Annotated in this window: 16 protein-coding genes and 3 pseudogenes; 7 read left to right on the forward strand and 12 right to left on the reverse strand. The window is 73.4% G+C overall.

Annotated features, from left to right (window positions below; translation table 11 throughout):
* Positions 1–63 precede the first annotated feature (63 nt).
* The 3 genes from AC067J_RS06815 to AC067J_RS06825 are packed head-to-tail and all read left to right on the forward strand — an operon-like array spanning position 64 to position 1,682.
* Positions 64–957: a helix-turn-helix domain-containing protein gene (locus AC067J_RS06815; protein WP_478296872.1), complete on the forward strand. Its 894-nt coding sequence runs from the start codon at positions 64–66 to the stop codon at positions 955–957.
* A gap of 10 nt (positions 958–967) precedes the next feature.
* On the forward strand, positions 968–1,168 hold the full coding sequence (locus tag AC067J_RS06820) for a DUF397 domain-containing protein (protein ID WP_478296873.1): 201 nt from the start codon (positions 968–970) through the stop codon (positions 1,166–1,168).
* Positions 1,169–1,202: 34 nt separating this feature from the next.
* A complete protein-coding gene (locus AC067J_RS06825) occupies positions 1,203–1,682 on the forward strand; it encodes a hypothetical protein (protein ID WP_478296874.1) in 480 nt (159 codons plus the stop codon).
* Positions 1,683–1,747: 65 nt separating this feature from the next.
* Here AC067J_RS06825 and AC067J_RS06830 read toward each other — a convergent pair.
* From AC067J_RS06830 to AC067J_RS06840, 3 genes and pseudogenes are all read right to left on the reverse strand, one after another.
* A pseudogene (locus AC067J_RS06830) lies at positions 1,748–1,938 on the reverse strand (IS110 family transposase); the annotation flags it as partial.
* Positions 1,939–1,976: 38 nt separating this feature from the next.
* Positions 1,977–2,713: pseudogene (locus AC067J_RS06835) on the reverse strand (NAD(P)H-dependent oxidoreductase).
* 42 nt (positions 2,714–2,755) lie between these two features.
* Positions 2,756–3,856: a Gfo/Idh/MocA family protein gene (locus AC067J_RS06840; protein ID WP_478296875.1), complete on the reverse strand. Its 1,101-nt coding sequence runs from the start codon at positions 3,854–3,856 to the stop codon at positions 2,756–2,758.
* 92 nt (positions 3,857–3,948) lie between these two features.
* Between AC067J_RS06840 and AC067J_RS06845 the strand changes: the two genes are divergently transcribed.
* Both AC067J_RS06845 and AC067J_RS06850 read left to right on the forward strand, forming a co-directional pair.
* Positions 3,949–4,377 carry a winged helix-turn-helix transcriptional regulator gene (locus AC067J_RS06845; RefSeq protein ID WP_478296876.1) on the forward strand — a complete coding sequence of 143 codons (429 nt, stop codon included), beginning with the start codon at positions 3,949–3,951 and terminating at the stop codon, positions 4,375–4,377.
* 45 nt (positions 4,378–4,422) lie between these two features.
* Positions 4,423–4,497: pseudogene (locus AC067J_RS06850) on the forward strand (transposase); the annotation flags it as partial.
* Positions 4,498–4,699: 202 nt separating this feature from the next.
* Here AC067J_RS06850 and AC067J_RS06855 read toward each other — a convergent pair.
* The 4 genes from AC067J_RS06855 to AC067J_RS06870 all read right to left on the reverse strand — a co-directional run bounded on the left by AC067J_RS06855 (position 4,700) and on the right by AC067J_RS06870 (position 7,217).
* Positions 4,700–5,608 (reverse strand): FAD-dependent oxidoreductase, encoded by a 909-nt coding sequence (locus tag AC067J_RS06855; protein ID WP_478296877.1) that lies wholly within the window; start codon positions 5,606–5,608, stop codon positions 4,700–4,702.
* Positions 5,602–6,141, reverse strand: a complete 540-nt coding sequence (locus AC067J_RS06860) for a cysteine hydrolase family protein (protein WP_478296878.1) — start codon at positions 6,139–6,141, stop codon at positions 5,602–5,604. Before AC067J_RS06860 ends, AC067J_RS06855 begins: the two co-directional genes overlap by 7 nt.
* Positions 6,142–6,265: 124 nt before the next feature.
* The gene (locus tag AC067J_RS06865) at positions 6,266–6,541 is read right to left on the reverse strand and encodes a hypothetical protein (protein ID WP_478296879.1); all 276 of its coding nucleotides are present in this window, start codon (positions 6,539–6,541) and stop codon (positions 6,266–6,268) included.
* 118 nt (positions 6,542–6,659) lie between these two features.
* Complete coding sequence (locus AC067J_RS06870) at positions 6,660–7,217, reverse strand: hypothetical protein (RefSeq protein WP_478296880.1); 558 nt, start codon at positions 7,215–7,217, stop codon at positions 6,660–6,662.
* A gap of 312 nt (positions 7,218–7,529) precedes the next feature.
* Here AC067J_RS06870 and AC067J_RS06875 point away from each other — a divergent pair, with 312 nt between their 5' ends.
* A complete protein-coding gene (locus AC067J_RS06875; RefSeq protein WP_478296881.1) occupies positions 7,530–9,164 on the forward strand; it encodes a hypothetical protein in 1,635 nt (544 codons plus the stop codon).
* Positions 9,165–9,278: 114 nt separating this feature from the next.
* Here the strand turns inward: AC067J_RS06875 and AC067J_RS06880 are convergent, their stop codons facing one another.
* A complete protein-coding gene (locus AC067J_RS06880; protein WP_478296882.1) occupies positions 9,279–10,175 on the reverse strand; it encodes a class I SAM-dependent methyltransferase in 897 nt (298 codons plus the stop codon).
* A gap of 149 nt (positions 10,176–10,324) precedes the next feature.
* Between AC067J_RS06880 and AC067J_RS06885 the strand changes: the two genes are divergently transcribed.
* Positions 10,325–10,969: a PhzF family phenazine biosynthesis protein gene (locus tag AC067J_RS06885; RefSeq protein WP_478296883.1), complete on the forward strand. Its 645-nt coding sequence runs from the start codon at positions 10,325–10,327 to the stop codon at positions 10,967–10,969.
* Between the two features lie 51 nt (positions 10,970–11,020).
* Here the strand turns inward: AC067J_RS06885 and AC067J_RS06890 are convergent, their stop codons facing one another.
* The 4 genes from AC067J_RS06890 to AC067J_RS06905 form a co-directional block, all read right to left on the reverse strand.
* Positions 11,021–11,638 (reverse strand): VanZ family protein, encoded by a 618-nt coding sequence (locus AC067J_RS06890; RefSeq protein ID WP_478296884.1) that lies wholly within the window; start codon positions 11,636–11,638, stop codon positions 11,021–11,023.
* Between the two features lie 229 nt (positions 11,639–11,867).
* Positions 11,868–12,230, reverse strand: a complete 363-nt coding sequence (locus AC067J_RS06895) for a hypothetical protein (RefSeq protein ID WP_478296885.1) — start codon at positions 12,228–12,230, stop codon at positions 11,868–11,870.
* Complete coding sequence (locus tag AC067J_RS06900) at positions 12,227–13,741, reverse strand: ATP-binding protein (protein WP_478296886.1); 1,515 nt, start codon at positions 13,739–13,741, stop codon at positions 12,227–12,229. Before AC067J_RS06900 ends, AC067J_RS06895 begins: the two co-directional genes overlap by 4 nt.
* 123 nt (positions 13,742–13,864) lie before the next feature.
* On the reverse strand, positions 13,865–14,542 hold the full coding sequence (locus tag AC067J_RS06905) for a response regulator transcription factor (protein ID WP_327677620.1): 678 nt from the start codon (positions 14,540–14,542) through the stop codon (positions 13,865–13,867).
* Positions 14,543–14,709: the final 167 nt, after the last annotated feature.

A 14,709-nucleotide genomic window follows, 5' to 3' on the forward strand; every position in this document is an offset into this window, starting at 1 on the left:
CCTGCTGCCGGTGGCGGCGGGTCGCGCCGATGCGGAACACTGCGGGGAGAGGGAAGGAACGCTGTGGGGCTCAGGGGAGAGATCAGTCAGCGGCAGCGCCGCTTCGGCGACGAGCTTCGTCGGCTGCGGCTGGCTGCAGGCCTGTCAGCCCCGGAGGCCGGGGCGCTGGTAGGGATGAAGAGCCCAGCAGTCAGTCACACGGAAGCGGGCCGAATCAGCCTCAATCAGGAGCGGTTGAGCGTCTGGCTGGACGCCTACGGCTGCGACGATCAGGCGTACCGTGCTGGGCTTGCCGACATGGGGCGAGCTTCCGGTAAGGGCTGGTGGAGCACCTTCGCCAACAAGGTCCCGGATCTGGCCCTCGATCTTGCGGAGCTGGAGGATCGATCCGTTCGGCTGGACAGCTACGACACGCTGTACATCGCCGGGCTGCTGCAACTGCCCTCGTACGCCGAGGCCATCTACGAAGATGCTTACAAAGTCGGTGGCAAGTGGGACATCTCGACAGCGGTTGATTTCCGCATGCAACGGCAGCAGATCTTGACCGACGGCAAGGACCGGAAGTTTCGGTTCGTCATCCACGAAGCGGCTCTGCGTATGCGCTTTGCTGGGGACGCCGTAATGAGGGCGCAGCTTCGTCATCTGCTGGACGTGGCGGCACTGCCGAACGTCACCATCCAGGTGCTGCCGTTCACTGCTCCGAAGCATGGACCGATTTCGGCATCGTTCCTGGTTTGCGACCCGGGGTGTTCCGACCTCTCCACGATTGTCCTCTCCGGTCCCAAGCGAGCGGAGCACCTTGGTGAGCCAACGGACGTTGCCGACTATCGCTACGCGTACCAGAGACTGGCCGACAATGCCCTACCGGCCATTGACGAGCGGAGGGACCTGTGTGAGCTCCCCTCGCGGGACTCATGGGGTCTGGTCCAACATCTTCTCTATCTGCTTCAGACTTGAAAGGCGCCCGATGTTCCACCTGTCCTGGCAGAAGTCTTCCTTTAGTGGCGCGGACGGCGCTGACAACTGCCTTGAACTAGCGCGGGGTGTCGACGGCCGGAGGCACGTCCGCGAGTCTGATGATCCGGAAACAGTGCTGACCAGCGACGTCTCCAAGCTCCGCGCATTCCTTGCCGCCGCCAAGGGCGGCGAGTTCGACCACCTCATCTGAACCGCGCTTCTCCCCGCCCCGGAGGATCCCACTGATGAACGCCGACACCTGGCGTATCCGGCTCATCGTCCGCACCACCCAGGTCGGCGTCATCGGCGGGACCCTCTGGGGCGCCCTCGTCGCCCTCATCGCCTTCCGCTCCACCTCCGTACCCCTCGGCGCCATGGTCGGCCTCCTGGTCGGCACCTTCGTCTCCATACCGACCGGCTCCCTCCTCTCCGCCCTTCCCAAGCGCCTCGCCTTCCACAACGCCTCCGCCCCCGCCCTCGGCTCCGTCCTCACCGCCTCCCTCGGCTACCTCGTCCTCTCCCACGTCCTCGACGTCCCGCACGCGCTCTTCCACCTCGGCGTCGTCTCCCTCTTCCTCCTCTCCACCGCCCTCGCGGCCACCGCCTTCCACTTCGCCGTCCGCACCCTCCGCTCCCCCGAGGCGGCCGCGAAGCGCCGCCGCCCCGGTGGTGCGTACGAGCGACTGATCCCGTGGCGCCACCGGTCACCGTTGGACGGCCTGTAACCGCTAGCGCCTCGCGGGACGACGGCAGGGCGACCGTTAGGAAGAAAGTGCCCCTATGGCCTTCGTCAACCGATGGCGGCGGCCGGCGGTTGGTAGAAGGTGCCGTCTCTGAGCATGGCGAACAGGACGTCGATGCGGCGGCGGGCGAGTGCGACGAGGGTCGCGACGTGGTGCTTGCCCTCGCGTCGTTTCCGGTCGTAGTGGCGGGTGACTCCGGCTGGGACAGCGAGGCGAACGCGGCGAGGTAGAAAGCCCGACCGGCCGACTTCCTGTGCCGTATCCCCGGCGAGCCTGTCACGGGCCGCCTCGACCGGGTGCCTTTAGCTTCTGACCGATATTCACCTCAGTGCAACCGGACTTCCGGGAGCAGACCCGCCCGGGTCGCGTCGCGAGCAGCGCCGCTGCCTCCTGCCGTGCCTGGAGCAGCCACTGCGCACGGGTGGCGGCGGCCGAGTCGGTCACCGTGTGGAAGACGAGCCGCCGGACGTCGGTCACGCCCACGTAGGGCAGCAGGCAGGCGGCCCAGATCCGCTGCAACGGGTCGCCGAACTTGCCGTGTTCGCGCTTCTCCGGGGTGTCGGAGGTGTTCAGCACCAGCGCCCGGCCGGCCCGCAGCAGGCCGGTCGGCTCGCCGTCGGCCGTGCCCAGCTTGTACGCCACGCCGGGTACCAGCACCCGCTGCACCCACCCGGCCAGCACGGCCGGCGGCATCCCCACCAGTTCGGGTGGACCAGCACCAACGCGTCGAGCGTGGCCACTTCGGCGCGGTGCAGCGCCAGTTGCGGATCGACGGCCTCACCGGCCGCGGCCAAGGTCTCCGTCTCCTCCGCGGTCGACACCGGCGCGAAGCCCTCTGCACACAGGTCGTGCGCGACCACCTCGCACCCGCGCCCGCGCAGCTCCTCGACCACCGCCTCGTACAGCGCGTGGTTGAAGCTCCCAGCTCGCGGATGCCCCAGATAGACCCCGACCCGCTGTAAGCCGCCCGTGTCCCGTGCGTCCCTTGGCCGTTGCCGTGCGCGAGATCCTATGCCCGTGGCACCGGCACCGGCACCGGCACCGGCGGCGGCGGGTCAGCCGAGGTGCTGGCGCTCGCCGGTGGCGGCGGAGTGCTTGATCGCGTCCAGCAGGCGGTGGGTGCGGACCGCGGTGGCGAAGTCGGGGTCGAAGGGCTCGCCGGTGCGGATCGCGCGGGCGAGGTCGGCGTAGACCCGGTGCACGTTGCCGACCGGGGCGGGGGCGGTGGCGAGCGCCGGGAGGTAGCGCGGCGGGAGGGTGAGGGTCTCGGCGGGGGCGCCGTTCGCCTTGGCGAGGGTGAGGACGAACTCCGGGCCCACCAGCGAGTCGTCGGTGGAGCGCAGTACCAGCCGGCCGGCCCGGCCGTGCACCTCGACGCGGAAGCCGTCGCCGCGCGGGCCACCCGTCATGAAGTGGACGGAGGAGGCGGCGCCGGACTCCAGCAGGCCCGACACCACGATCTGGTCCGGCGAGGTCACCGTGAGCGGCTCGCCGGTCTCCTGGAGGGTGATGGTGCTGATCCGGGTGGTCAGGGTCGCGGACAGCTCGGCGAAGCCGCCCACGATCGAGCCGTACATGTCGAGCGAGTGGCCGCCGACGACCGCCACGTGGTTGACGCCCTTGGTGGCGTCGAACAGCGCCGCGTACCGCTGCGACCAGACCTCTGGCGAGGCGATCGAGTAGCTGAGCGAGGTGGAGAGGACCTCGCCGACCGCGCCGTCCGCGACCAGGTCGCGCAGGTAGCGGACCATCGGGTGGTGCCGGGACTGCAGGCCGACCGCGGACCGGACCCCGGCCGCCTCGGCGCTGCTCCGGAACCGCTCGGCGGTCTCCGCGTCCAGGGCCAGCGGCCACTCGCTGTACACGTGCTTGCCGGCCGCTATCGCCGCGTCCACCAGGCCGTCCCGCTGGGGCAGCTGGACGGCGACGGTGACCAGGTCGACCTCGGGGTGCTCCATCAGCGTCCGGGCGTCGGCGAAGGCGTGCCGGGCGCCCCAGACACCGGCCGCCGCCTCGGCCGACTGCTGACTCGTACCGGCGACCGCGACGATCTCGTAGTCGTCCTTCGAGGCCGCGAGGGCCGGCAGGTGGATCGCACGCCCCCAGCCGCGCTCGGCGTGCGCCCCGACAACCCCGACCCGAATCCTGTCCGCCATGGTGGAACCCCTTGCTCTGCGTTCGCACGACCCGTCTTGTTGCCGGGATCATGGTCTGCGATCATGCACCGAAAGCGGAAGGAGGCACTTTCATGTCCCAGGGGAACACCGGTGTGACCATCGAGGTCAGCGCCCCGAGGGAGTGCGAAACCCCTTCCGCGCGGGCCGCCTGCTCGGTGCTCGACGTGCTCGGCCGGGTCAGCGGGAAGTGGAGCATCGCCATCCTGCTCGTGACCACCCAGGGCCCGGCCCGCTTCACCGAGTTGGAGCGCCAGGTCAAGGGCATCAGCCGCCGGATGCTGACCCTCACCCTGCGCAACCTGGAGCGTGACGGCCTGCTGACCCGCACCGTCTACCCGACGGTGCCGCCGAGGGTCGAGTACACGGCGACGCCGATGGCGCGCGAGCTGTACGACTCCCTGGTCGAACTGGCCGGCTGGGCCGAGCGGCACGTCGAGGAGATCGACCGGGCCCGCGTCGACTACGACCTCGCATCGGCCGCCGCCGGGAGTGCCGACTAGGCCGTTTCGTCTGGACCTTCTGCTCGTTGGTGCGGGTGCGAGGACCTGGACTGGGCCGTGTCGGTGGACTCCACGATCGTTCGCGCTCACCAGCACGCGGCCGGGGCCCGCGAAAAAGGGAGGCGCCACGACACACCATGCGCAGTCCTGTGACCAGGCGCTTGTCGAGTGCATCGCGAGTCCTGAACGGGCTCGATACGCACCCTGCCCCAACAGGCAGCCCCCTTGGTCGGGAGGACACACCCGGTGTCCGAGGCGATGCGATCCGGCAGGGGGAGGGCTCTCCCCGCCGCTCCTTCCACCACGCCTCCGCCGCCCGGCCTCAGCCCCCGAGGCGCAGCGCGTAGTAGGCCTGGAGGGCGGCCTCTCCGCCCGATCCGGTGGCGGTCATGATGCGCTGGCCGCGGGCGGAGCGGAGGTCGCCGGCGGTGAGGACGCGGGGGTGCTGCCGCCCGGGCGGGCAGTAGCCGTCCTCGCCCCGCACCAGGGAGCCGGGCAGGGCGGCCGGGCGGCAGCCGAGGTTCACGAAGACCGCGTCGGCGTCGAAGACGCCCAGCCCGCCCGCCGCCACGCGGCCGTCGCTCTCGCGGCGCAGCTCCAGCGACCCGACCTCCAGCAGGGTGACCCGGCCCTCCCCGCGCACCTCGTCGGCCTTGTAGGCGTCGGACGGCGGGTGCGGCACCACCAGCTCCAGCGGGGCCCGAGGGTGGGCGCGCAGCAGGGTGCCGAGGGGGCGGTCGGCGCCGAGGACGAGGGCGCGGCGGCCGGCGAGGGCGGAGGCGTCCGCCTCCCACACCGGCGGGACCGGGCCCGCGTCGGACGTGATCCACTCCGCCTCGGCCGGGAGCGCCGCCCGCACGCCCGTCGCGACGACCGCGTACCGCGCCCGGACGGCGGTGCCCGAGGCCAGCCGGACGGTCACCCCCTCATCGTCCGCGTGCAGTTCGGCCGCAGCGTCCCCGGCGCGGACCTCGCACAGCGCGGCCACCCGCCGGACGTCCGCCGTGACGGCGTCGGCGAACGCCCCTCCCGTCGCGAAGCCGAGCACGTTCTCCACCGCAGGCACCCGCCGCAGCGTGTGCCCCACCTCCCGGCGCTCGACCAGTACCGAGCGCAGCCCCACGCTCGCCGCCATCACGGCCGCCGCGCACCCCGCCGGGCCGCCGCCGACGATCACCAGGTCGTGCACCGCCGCGTCGTACGCGGCCGCCGCTCCCACTCCCGCTACCACTGACCGAACAACTCCTCCGCCGTCACCAACTGCCGTGCCCCGATGAACCTCCGGGCGATCCGCAGCCCGGCGTCGTGCACCTCCGGGCCGGCCTCGCTCGCGCACGCGTCCGTCACGATCCACGGCGTGAACCCGCGCTCGAACGCGTCCGCCGCCGACTTCAGCACACAGCTGTCCGTCGCCACCCCGCAGAACACCAGGTCCGTCCACCCCTCGGCTGCCGCCAGCTCCTCCGCCTCCGGAGTGAACCAGGTGTACGTGCGCTTCTCGATCACCGCGCGCGCCCGCACCGCCCGGGCCCGGACCGACTCCACCAGGTCGGTCTCCGGTGCCTCCCGCAGCCGCGTCCAGTCGAGCAGCCGCTCGTACGCGCTGCCCTCCTGGTTCACGTACCGGGTGAACACCACCGGCCAGCCGCCCGCCGACCACCGGTCGACCAGCGCCTCGACGGCCGGCACCACGTGCCGCGAGTGCCGGTTGATGAACCCGTTCTGCAGGTCGATGACGACCAGCGCCGCCCGCTTCCCTGCCAACGTGCCTCCTGCCGCGTCGAGTTGCCGGGGCCGCCGGGAACGGCCCCGGCAGCCAACGTACGGCGTGCGCGGCGGATCCGCGGCCTCGGCGCGACGACGACGGCCGGTCGGTGCCCGCGCCCCCTTACAGGAACTGGTGGGCGATGCCCGCGACCAGGTACCCGTTGAGGAGCCCGGCCACGAGCGCGGAGCCGGCCTTCCGGTCCGACGCGTAGGACACACCTGCGGCAAAGGCGAGGAAGGGCGCCCCGATCGCGGCCGCCCGCCAGTCCGACAACGGCTCCAGGGCTCCCTCCAGGTGGAACCCGATGAACAGCACGACGGCGGCGACGGTGGCGACCACCATCCACCACTCGAATCCCGATCGCGGCTGCCCGGCCTGCTGGTTCGCGTCCGACATCGGATGCCCTCCCCCGAAACGGCTGTACCCGTAAGGCAATTGGACTACATCCGGCGGCCGGTGTCGTGGAGGACGGCCGGGCTGCGGCAGGGCGCAGGCCGGCCGGCGGCGGTGCGGGTCAGCCCTGGTACGGCGCCTGGTACGGGGCCTGGGGCTGGACGGGCGCGGCCGGCGCGGCACCGGGCTGAGCCGGGGCGGCGTACGGCGCGGCCTGCTGGTACGGGGCCTGCTGGTACGGCGCGCCGTACGGGGCCGGCTGCTGCGGGGCGCCGTACGGCGAGGGCTGCTGCGCCGGAGGCGCAGCCTGGTACGGCGAGGCCTGCTGCGGGGCGTTCGGGTCGTACGGCGCGCCCGGGCCGTACGGCGACACGGCCGGCACCGGCTGCGGGGCCGGGGCGGAGGAGCGCGCGGCCAGCGCCTTCACCGAGTTGGCGATCAGCGCCACCGGAAGGATGAAGGCCTGGAAGAAGATCCGGTACTCGCCGCCCTCGAAGACGAACCCGAGGTAGTAGGCGTACCCGGCGAAGGCTATGCCGGCGATGACGTTGAGGACGCGCCAGCCGAGCTTGAGCCCGCCGAAGTTGACGGCGCCGACGACCACCATGGCGATGCCGCTGACGGCCAGCAGTACGACGTACCAGGAGAAAAGGGGCTCGGCGTCGAAATCGAGATTCAAGGGACGTTCCTTGCAGGTGAGTGAGGTAGAGCGGCTGATGGGGACGAGTGCGCACAGTACTGGAGTCCACCGACAGTGGTCCTCACGATTTCCTCACGGTGTCATCGCCGAATCCGTCCGGCGAACCCCCCGCTCACCCCTTGAAAACTGCTCAGGAACCGTCAGTGCGTTCGGATATGATGCGGCCGTCGCTGGTGGTTGGGGGGCGAAGCAGCGACCCGGGTGAGAGCCCCGGTGCGGCCTCCCACCTCGGCGACCCGCCTGCTGCCGGGTTTCGTCGGGTTCGCCCGCCTTCCTCCCGTGAGGTCCCCCTTGCGTACTCAGCACCGCAGATCCCTCGCCCTCGCCGCCGCGGCCACCCTGGTCTCGGGCGCGGCCCTGGTCGCCGCCCCCGCTGCGTCCGCCACGCCCCGCCCCGCCGGCGCCGGCGCGGTCCGGAGCGCCCAGGGGCAGGGCGTCCCGGGTCCGGGCGTCCAGGAGCAGCGCAGCCCGGTCACGGTCACCCTCGACGGCTTCCCCCACGGCTTCACCGCGGGCGGGCCGGCCGCCGAGTTCACCGCCACGCTCCGCAACTCCGCCGACCACGCCGTCGACGTCACCACCGGGTTCACCGTCGCCAACGCCGACTCCGGCGTCCGCGAGAGCCAGCTCCGGCTGGAGTTCCAGCCGCCCGGCGGAGCGCAGTGGAAGCCCGCCGCGCTCAACCCGGGCGCCGCCACCGGGGCCACCTGGACGCTCGACGCCTTCAACTCCCGGCTCAGCCTGCCCGCCGGCGGCTCGGCGACGTACCGGCTGCGCCTCGCGGTCACCGCCGACGCGCCGGCCGGCCGGGCGACCGCCTCGCTGACCGCCGTCGTCTCCGACCCGACACTGCCGCCGGAGAACCGGATCTCCAGCGCGATCAGCCCGTACGCCGAGTTCACCACCGCTCCGGCCGCCGGGACCGCCACCCCGACACCCACCCCCGCCCCCGTGCCCGGTGTGCCGTACCTCGCCCTGGACGCGGTGCCGGTCTCCTTCACGGCGGGCGGCGAGGCGAAGCCGTTCCGGCTGACGCTCACCAACCGCAGCGGCAAGGACGTCGCCTTCCTGCCCGAACTGACCCTCCGGGGGCGGAGCCTGCCCGCCGGCGAGGCGATCCGGCTGGAGTTCCAGACGCCCGAGGGCGAGTGGCTGCCGGCCGCCGACTACGGGCAGTCCGCGGCGGGGCGGGTCACGCTCACGCTGCGCGCGGGGGACAAGGAGAGCAGCCTCGTCCGGCTGCGCGACGGCGAGTCCCGGACTGTCAACGTCCGGCTGGCGTTCGCCCAGGACGCGCCGCCGGGCGTCCTGTCGCTGCTGTTCACGGGGACCAGCCTCCCGCAGGGCGGCACGACCGGGACCGGGGCGGGGGCGGGGGCGACCAGCTCGGCGGTCGACATCACGGTGGCCGCCGCTGCCGCGCCGGTAGCGCCGCCGGCCCCGCCCGCACCGCCGACCACGGCCGGTACCGGCGGTCCGGTCGCCGAGCCGACCGCGCCGCCCGCCGCGGCCCCGTCGAGCGCGCCCTCCCCCACGGCTCCCGCGGTCGGCCTCGCGGCGGTCACGCCGCCGGCGCCGTCGACCAGCGCGCCGGCCGTCCAGGCGGCGGACGTCACGCCGACCCCGACGGCGGCCCCCGGGCCGGCCGTCACGGTGACCGTGGCGGCGCCGCCCGCGCCGCCCGCCGACCTCGCGTCCACCGGCGGCGACTCCTTCAACGCGCCGATGGCGATCACCGGCGGCACGGCGATCGCGATGGGCATCGGCACGCTGATCATCGCCCACCGCCGCCAGCGGACCCGTCCGGCAGCCCGGCCGCCGCGCCCGGCGGCGGGGCCCGCCGCGGGCCCCGGGGCTCCCGGGGGCCCGGCCGGTCAGGGGGGTCAGACCGGTCAGGCCCGTCCGTTCGGGCCGACGGGGCACTGAGCGCGGCGGACGCGTCGAGGCCGGGGGGCTCCCGCCGGGAGGCACGCCTCCCGGCGGGGAGCGTCCGGGCAGGCCGCCGCCCGGTGGGGCGCCCGCCCGGGCGGACCGCGGCCGCTACGGGGCGGGGACGCTCGCGCGGGCGAGCACGGACAGCTCGAACGGCCGGAGCGCGTCGGTGCGTTCCCACATCGCGGGGTCGACGGTCTCGCGCTGCCGGACGTACTCGACCGGCCGGAGTCCGTGCGCGGACAGGAGGCCGTCCATCTGCTCGATGTCGAGGAACGTCCGCCAGGGCTCGCCGTGTTCGGCGGCCGCCGCCATGACCGCCTCCGCGTACGCCCGGCCCGCCTCGTCGCACAGCTCGGCCGGGAGGAGGTGCTCCACGACGAGCTCCGTGCCGGGGGCGAAGCCGGCGACGGCGTCCAGGGTCCGGCCGATCGCGTCCGTGCTGAGGTACATGGTGACCCCGAGCCAGCCGACCAGCGCGGGCCGGGCGGGGTCGAAGCCGGCGCGGACGAGCCGCTCGGTCAGCGACCGGGCGGACGCCTGCTCGAAGTCGACCGGGACGAGGACGGCGGAGGGCGGTACCGGCGCCCCCGCCGAGGCCAGCAGGGCCCGCTTCCACTCCTGCGTCGCGGGCTGGTCGACCTCGAACACCGTGACCCGGGCGGCGAGTTCGGACCGGTAGGCGAAGGAGTCCAGTCCGGCGCCGAGGATCACGTACTGGTCGACGCCGCGGGCGGCCAGCTCGGCGAGCCGGTCCTCGGTGTAGCGGCTGCGGGTGACGGCCGTGGTCCGGGCGCCGGCCAGGACGGGGTGGCCCCCGTAGGACCGGTGGTAGCCGAGGAGTTCGTCGGCCTGCTCCGCCAGGAGGGTCCGCGCCACGGTGTCGGCGAGGATCGTGGGGGTGTCGTCGACGAGCAGGTGCGCCGCGCGGGCCGCGGCGGCCATGAGGGCCGTCCGGCTGGGCCGGCCGTGCTGTTGTCCGTTGTTCACCATGAAAGCGGACATTACCCGCAGATTTTGACAGTATATCATAAAAACAAATATTTCGGAAGTGTATTCAAGTCGCCTTTCGGCAACGAATCCGGTCCCCGGGCGGGGAATTCGGGATCGGGTTCGGGATCGGATGCGGGCTCGATCGAGAAGAGGTGAACGGAATGGTCGACCACGAGGTGCTGTACGTGTTCTGCGGTCCGGACGGCGGGCACGGCAACGCGCTCGGCGTCGTCCGTGACGGGGCCGCCGTCCCCGCCGACGCCGACCGGCGGGCGATCGCCCGTGAACTCGGCTTCAGCGAGACGGTGTTCGTCGACGACCCGGAGCGCGGTGCCATCGACATCCACACGCCCACCGCCCGCCTGCCGTTCGCCGGGCACCCGTGCGTCGGCACCGCCTGGCTGCTCGGCCTGGACCGGCTGGTCACCGCGGCCGGCGTGGTCGGCGTCCGGCGGGACGGCGCGTTCACCCGGATCGCGGCGCCCGCCGCCTGGGCCCCGCCGCGCACGCTCCGGCGGTACGGCTCGGCGGCCGAGGTGGACGGGCTGGAGGTGCCGCCGCCCGGCGAGTGGATCTACGCCTGGGCCTGGGCGGACGAGGAGGCCGGCGCCGTCCGGGCCCGCGCCTTCCCCGGCCGGGGCGACGGCATCGACGAGGACGAGGCCACCGGGGCGGCGGCCCTCCTCCTCACCGCCGAGCTCGGCCGCGGCCTGGTGATCACCCAGGGACGCGGCTCGCAGATCGTCACCGGGGTCCGTGGCGACGGCCTGATCGAGGTCGGCGGCCGGGTCCGCCGCGCCGACTGAGACGCGCCGACTGAGACGCGCCGACCGAGACGCGCCGACCGAGATCCGGCCCTAGCGTCCGCGACCGGGGACGGGCCCCGCGTAGACGGCGGGCGCGGGGGCGGGGGCGGGGGCGGCCACGGGGACGGGTGCGTGCGTCGGAGCCGGCGTCGGCGCCGCGGCCGCGGCCGGTTCCCGCGCCGCCGGGGCCCGGGGGGCCGTCGCACGGCGGAGCAGGAGGGAACGCCCGGCGGGCACCAGGGCGAGGTGGGTGACGGCGACACCGACGACGGCCAGCAGGATGTGGTCGACGTTGAGGACGTGCCCCGGGGTCCACGAGGAGAGGAACTCCAGCGCGGTGGCCAGCAGCGCCGAGGCGCCCGTCGTACGGAGGAAGGACGGCAGCCAGGGCGCCCGGATCCGGCCGCCGGCGAGCGGCAGCAGGAGGCCGAGCGGGGCGGGCAGGAGCAGTTCACCCAGGAGCTGGCCAGCGCTGGAGGAGTGCAGGGAGGCCAGCGGCGTCAGGTTGGCGTCGTACACCCACGCCACCGGCAGCGGCCGCAGCATCAGCCAGCCGACCAGGGCCAGATGGAGGGTGAGGCCGAGGAGGCCCACCATCCGGAGGGAGTGGTGGACGGCCGCGGCCCGCCCGGTGGGGACGGCCGTCGCCCGCCCGGTCTCGGTCCGCACGCCGGAACGCTCTGCGCGTGTCCTGGTGCCATCTCGCTGCACGGGGGGAAGGACGTGGGCCGACGGCGTGACGGTTCCATGGCCGGTGTGAAGTTTGCGCCACACGCCGGAGCACGTTCGGCGCAGGGGCGGCGCCGCAGGGCGGTATCGCGCGCCGGTGGCGCGCCCGCACCACCCCGGGGCGGGGCGAGCGGACGCCCGGCGGACCCCTAGGCCCGCCGGGCACCCCTCACCGGCAGGGGGCCGAGGTCGACGGCGAGGCCGACGGCACCACACTGAACGCGTTGTCGGCCGGAGGCGTGGACGGCGCCACCACCACCGGCGACGGCGAGGCCCCCGCCCGCGCCGTCGCCGACACCTTCCCCGGCTCGGTGGACCGCGTCGGGGCCACCACGGCCGGCGAGGCGGCGGCGGGCGACGGCGTGCTCGGCGCCGTGGGTATCTGCGGCACCGTCGGGCAGGCGGTCCGGCTGGCCGGCGCGCCCGCGTCGACCGGGACGGCGGTGGGGCGGATGCCGCACCCCGCGGCCAGCAAGGCCAGGCCGAGCAGGGCGGCGGCGCCGAAGGACCGCCGGCCGAAGGAAGTTCTCACTGGGTGCTCTCCTCGGGGGCGTCGGCCGGTGGCGGTGGCGGCGGAGACAGCGGCAGCGTCAGCGTGAACACCGCCCCCACCTCGCCGTTCGCGGCCGTGATCGTCCCCCCGTGGATCTGCGCGTTGGCCATCGCGATGGAGAGGCCGAGACCGCTGCCCTCCGAGCGCGCCCGCCCCTTGTCGGCCTTGTAGAACCGGTCGAAGACGTGCGGCAGCACGTCCTCCGGAATGCCCGGGCCGCTGTCGGACACCTCGACGACCACCGAGTCCGCGGTCTCCCGCACCCGCACCCGCACCGGCGAACCGCCGTGCTTGAGCGCGTTGCCGATCAGGTTGGCGAACACCACGTCCAGCCGGCGCGGGTCGACCACGGCCCGGACCCCGCGCGGGGCGTCCAGCTCGACCGCGTCGTACCAGGCCCGCCCGTCGATGCAGGACATGATCAGATCGGCGATGTCCACCTCGTCGGCGACCAGCTTGGCCGTGCCGGCGTCGAAGCGGGTCACCTCCATCAGGTTCTCCACCAGGTCGGAGAGCCGCCGGGTCTCGCTCACCACCAGCCGGACGGCCGGCTCGATCATCGGGTCGAGCGACTCCGCCTCGTCCTCCAGGATGTCCGTCACGGCGGTCATCGCGGTCAGCGGGGTGCGCAACTCGTGCGACATGTCGGCGACGAACCGCCGGCTCTGCGCCTCACGCGCGCTCAACTCCTCGACCTGCTCGTGCAGCGACTCCGCCGTCCGGTTGAACGTCCGAGCCAGATCGGCGAGTTCGTCCGAGCCGTCGACCTCCAAGCGGGTGTCCAGGTGCCCCTCGCCGAGCCGCCGCGCCGCGTCGCCCAGCCGCTTCACCGGCCGCAGCACCGTCGCCGACGCGGCCTGCGCGAGCAGCGCCGACCCGATCAGCGCCAGCAGCGTGGCGATCGCCAGCGACCAGCCGAGGGTGTTGAGATCGGCCCGCTCGTTCTCCAACGACTTGAACATGTACGCCGTCGGACCGGCCGGAACCACCTTGGTGCCACCGATCACGAACGGCCGGCCGTCCAGGTTCTGCCGCTGCCAGTACAGGTGGTACGTGTACGGGTTGGAGTCGGTGATCTCGCGCGGCTTGGCGACGGCCGTCTGCAGCGGCGCCGGGACGTCGGCGAGCGAGTACCGCACCGGATCGGAGGAGGCGATGCAGTCCGGCAGGGCGGGATCGGTGACGACCACGTCGTACGTGAGCCCGGAGCTGGCGACGTAGCCGGCCAGGTCGATCAGGTCCTGGCAGGTCGCCTTCAGCGGAAGGTTCGAGACGTTGCGGCTGAGCGACACCCGGAAGTCGTTGAGCGCGGTGTCCTGGGCGCGCTTGAGCACCGCGTCCCGGTTCAACCAGTACGCGATGCCGGAGGCCGAGACGGCGGTGAGCAGGGCGACCGCGGCGAACACCGCGATCAGCCGCACCCGAAGGGAGCGCAGCCTTCGCCACGGGCCCGAGGAGAACCGCCGGGTCGTCGTCTGATGGTCAGTCACGGGAGCCTGTCATTGCGGAAGTTCAGTACGAGGGTCGGGATATCGCCGAGGCGGCGGACGACGCGGGGGCGAGCGGAGAGGGGGCGAGCCGCCCGGCAGTCGGCCCCGCGGCAGGACCGGCGGTCACGCCGGCGGGTCCAGCCGGTAGCCGACCCCGCGCACCGTGCGGATCAGCGTCGGCGCCGAAGGCACGTCCTCCACCTTCGCCCGCAACCGCTGCACACAGGCGTCCACCAGCCGCGAGTCGCCCAGGTAGTCGTGCTCCCACACCAGGCGCAGCAACTGCTGCCGGGACAGCGCCTGCCCCGGCCGCCGGCTCAGCTCCAGCAGCAGCCGCAGCTCGGTCGGGGTGAGCTGCAGGTCCGCACCGTCCTTGGTGACCGTCATCGCCGCACGGTCGATCACCACCGTGCCGTAGACGGAGGAGTCCGAACTCTCCCGCTCACCGCGCCGCAGCACGGCCCGGATCCGGGCGTCCAGGACGCGCGGCTGCACCGGCTTCACCACGTAGTCGTCCGCACCCGACTCCAGCCCGACCACCACGTCGATGTCGTCCGAACGGGCGGTGAGCAGGATGATCGGCAGCTGATCGGTGCGGCGGATCCGGCGACAGACCTCGAAGCCGTCGATTCCGGGCAGCATCACGTCCAGCACGATGAGGTCCGGCCGCTGCTCCTTGAAGAGCCTCAGACCGTCCTCACCGGAGGCGGCGGTGGCCACGCGGTGGCCCTGGCGGGTGAGGGCGAGTTCGAGGCCGGTGCGGATGGCGTCGTCGTCCTCGATCAGAAGGAGGAAAGGCACGGGCTCATTCTGGCTCACCGGGAGCGGCGAATCACCCCCCACTCACCCCGGCAGCCACCCGCCCCGACCGCCCACCGCCCCCGCGGGAACCGGAACCCCTGCCACCGGCGTCCGCAACGGCGGGAGGCGGACCGGGACGAAAGGCCCCGGCCCTGTGACAGCCCTGT

The sequence above is a fragment of the Kitasatospora sp. NPDC042419 genome (assembly GCF_056437345.1).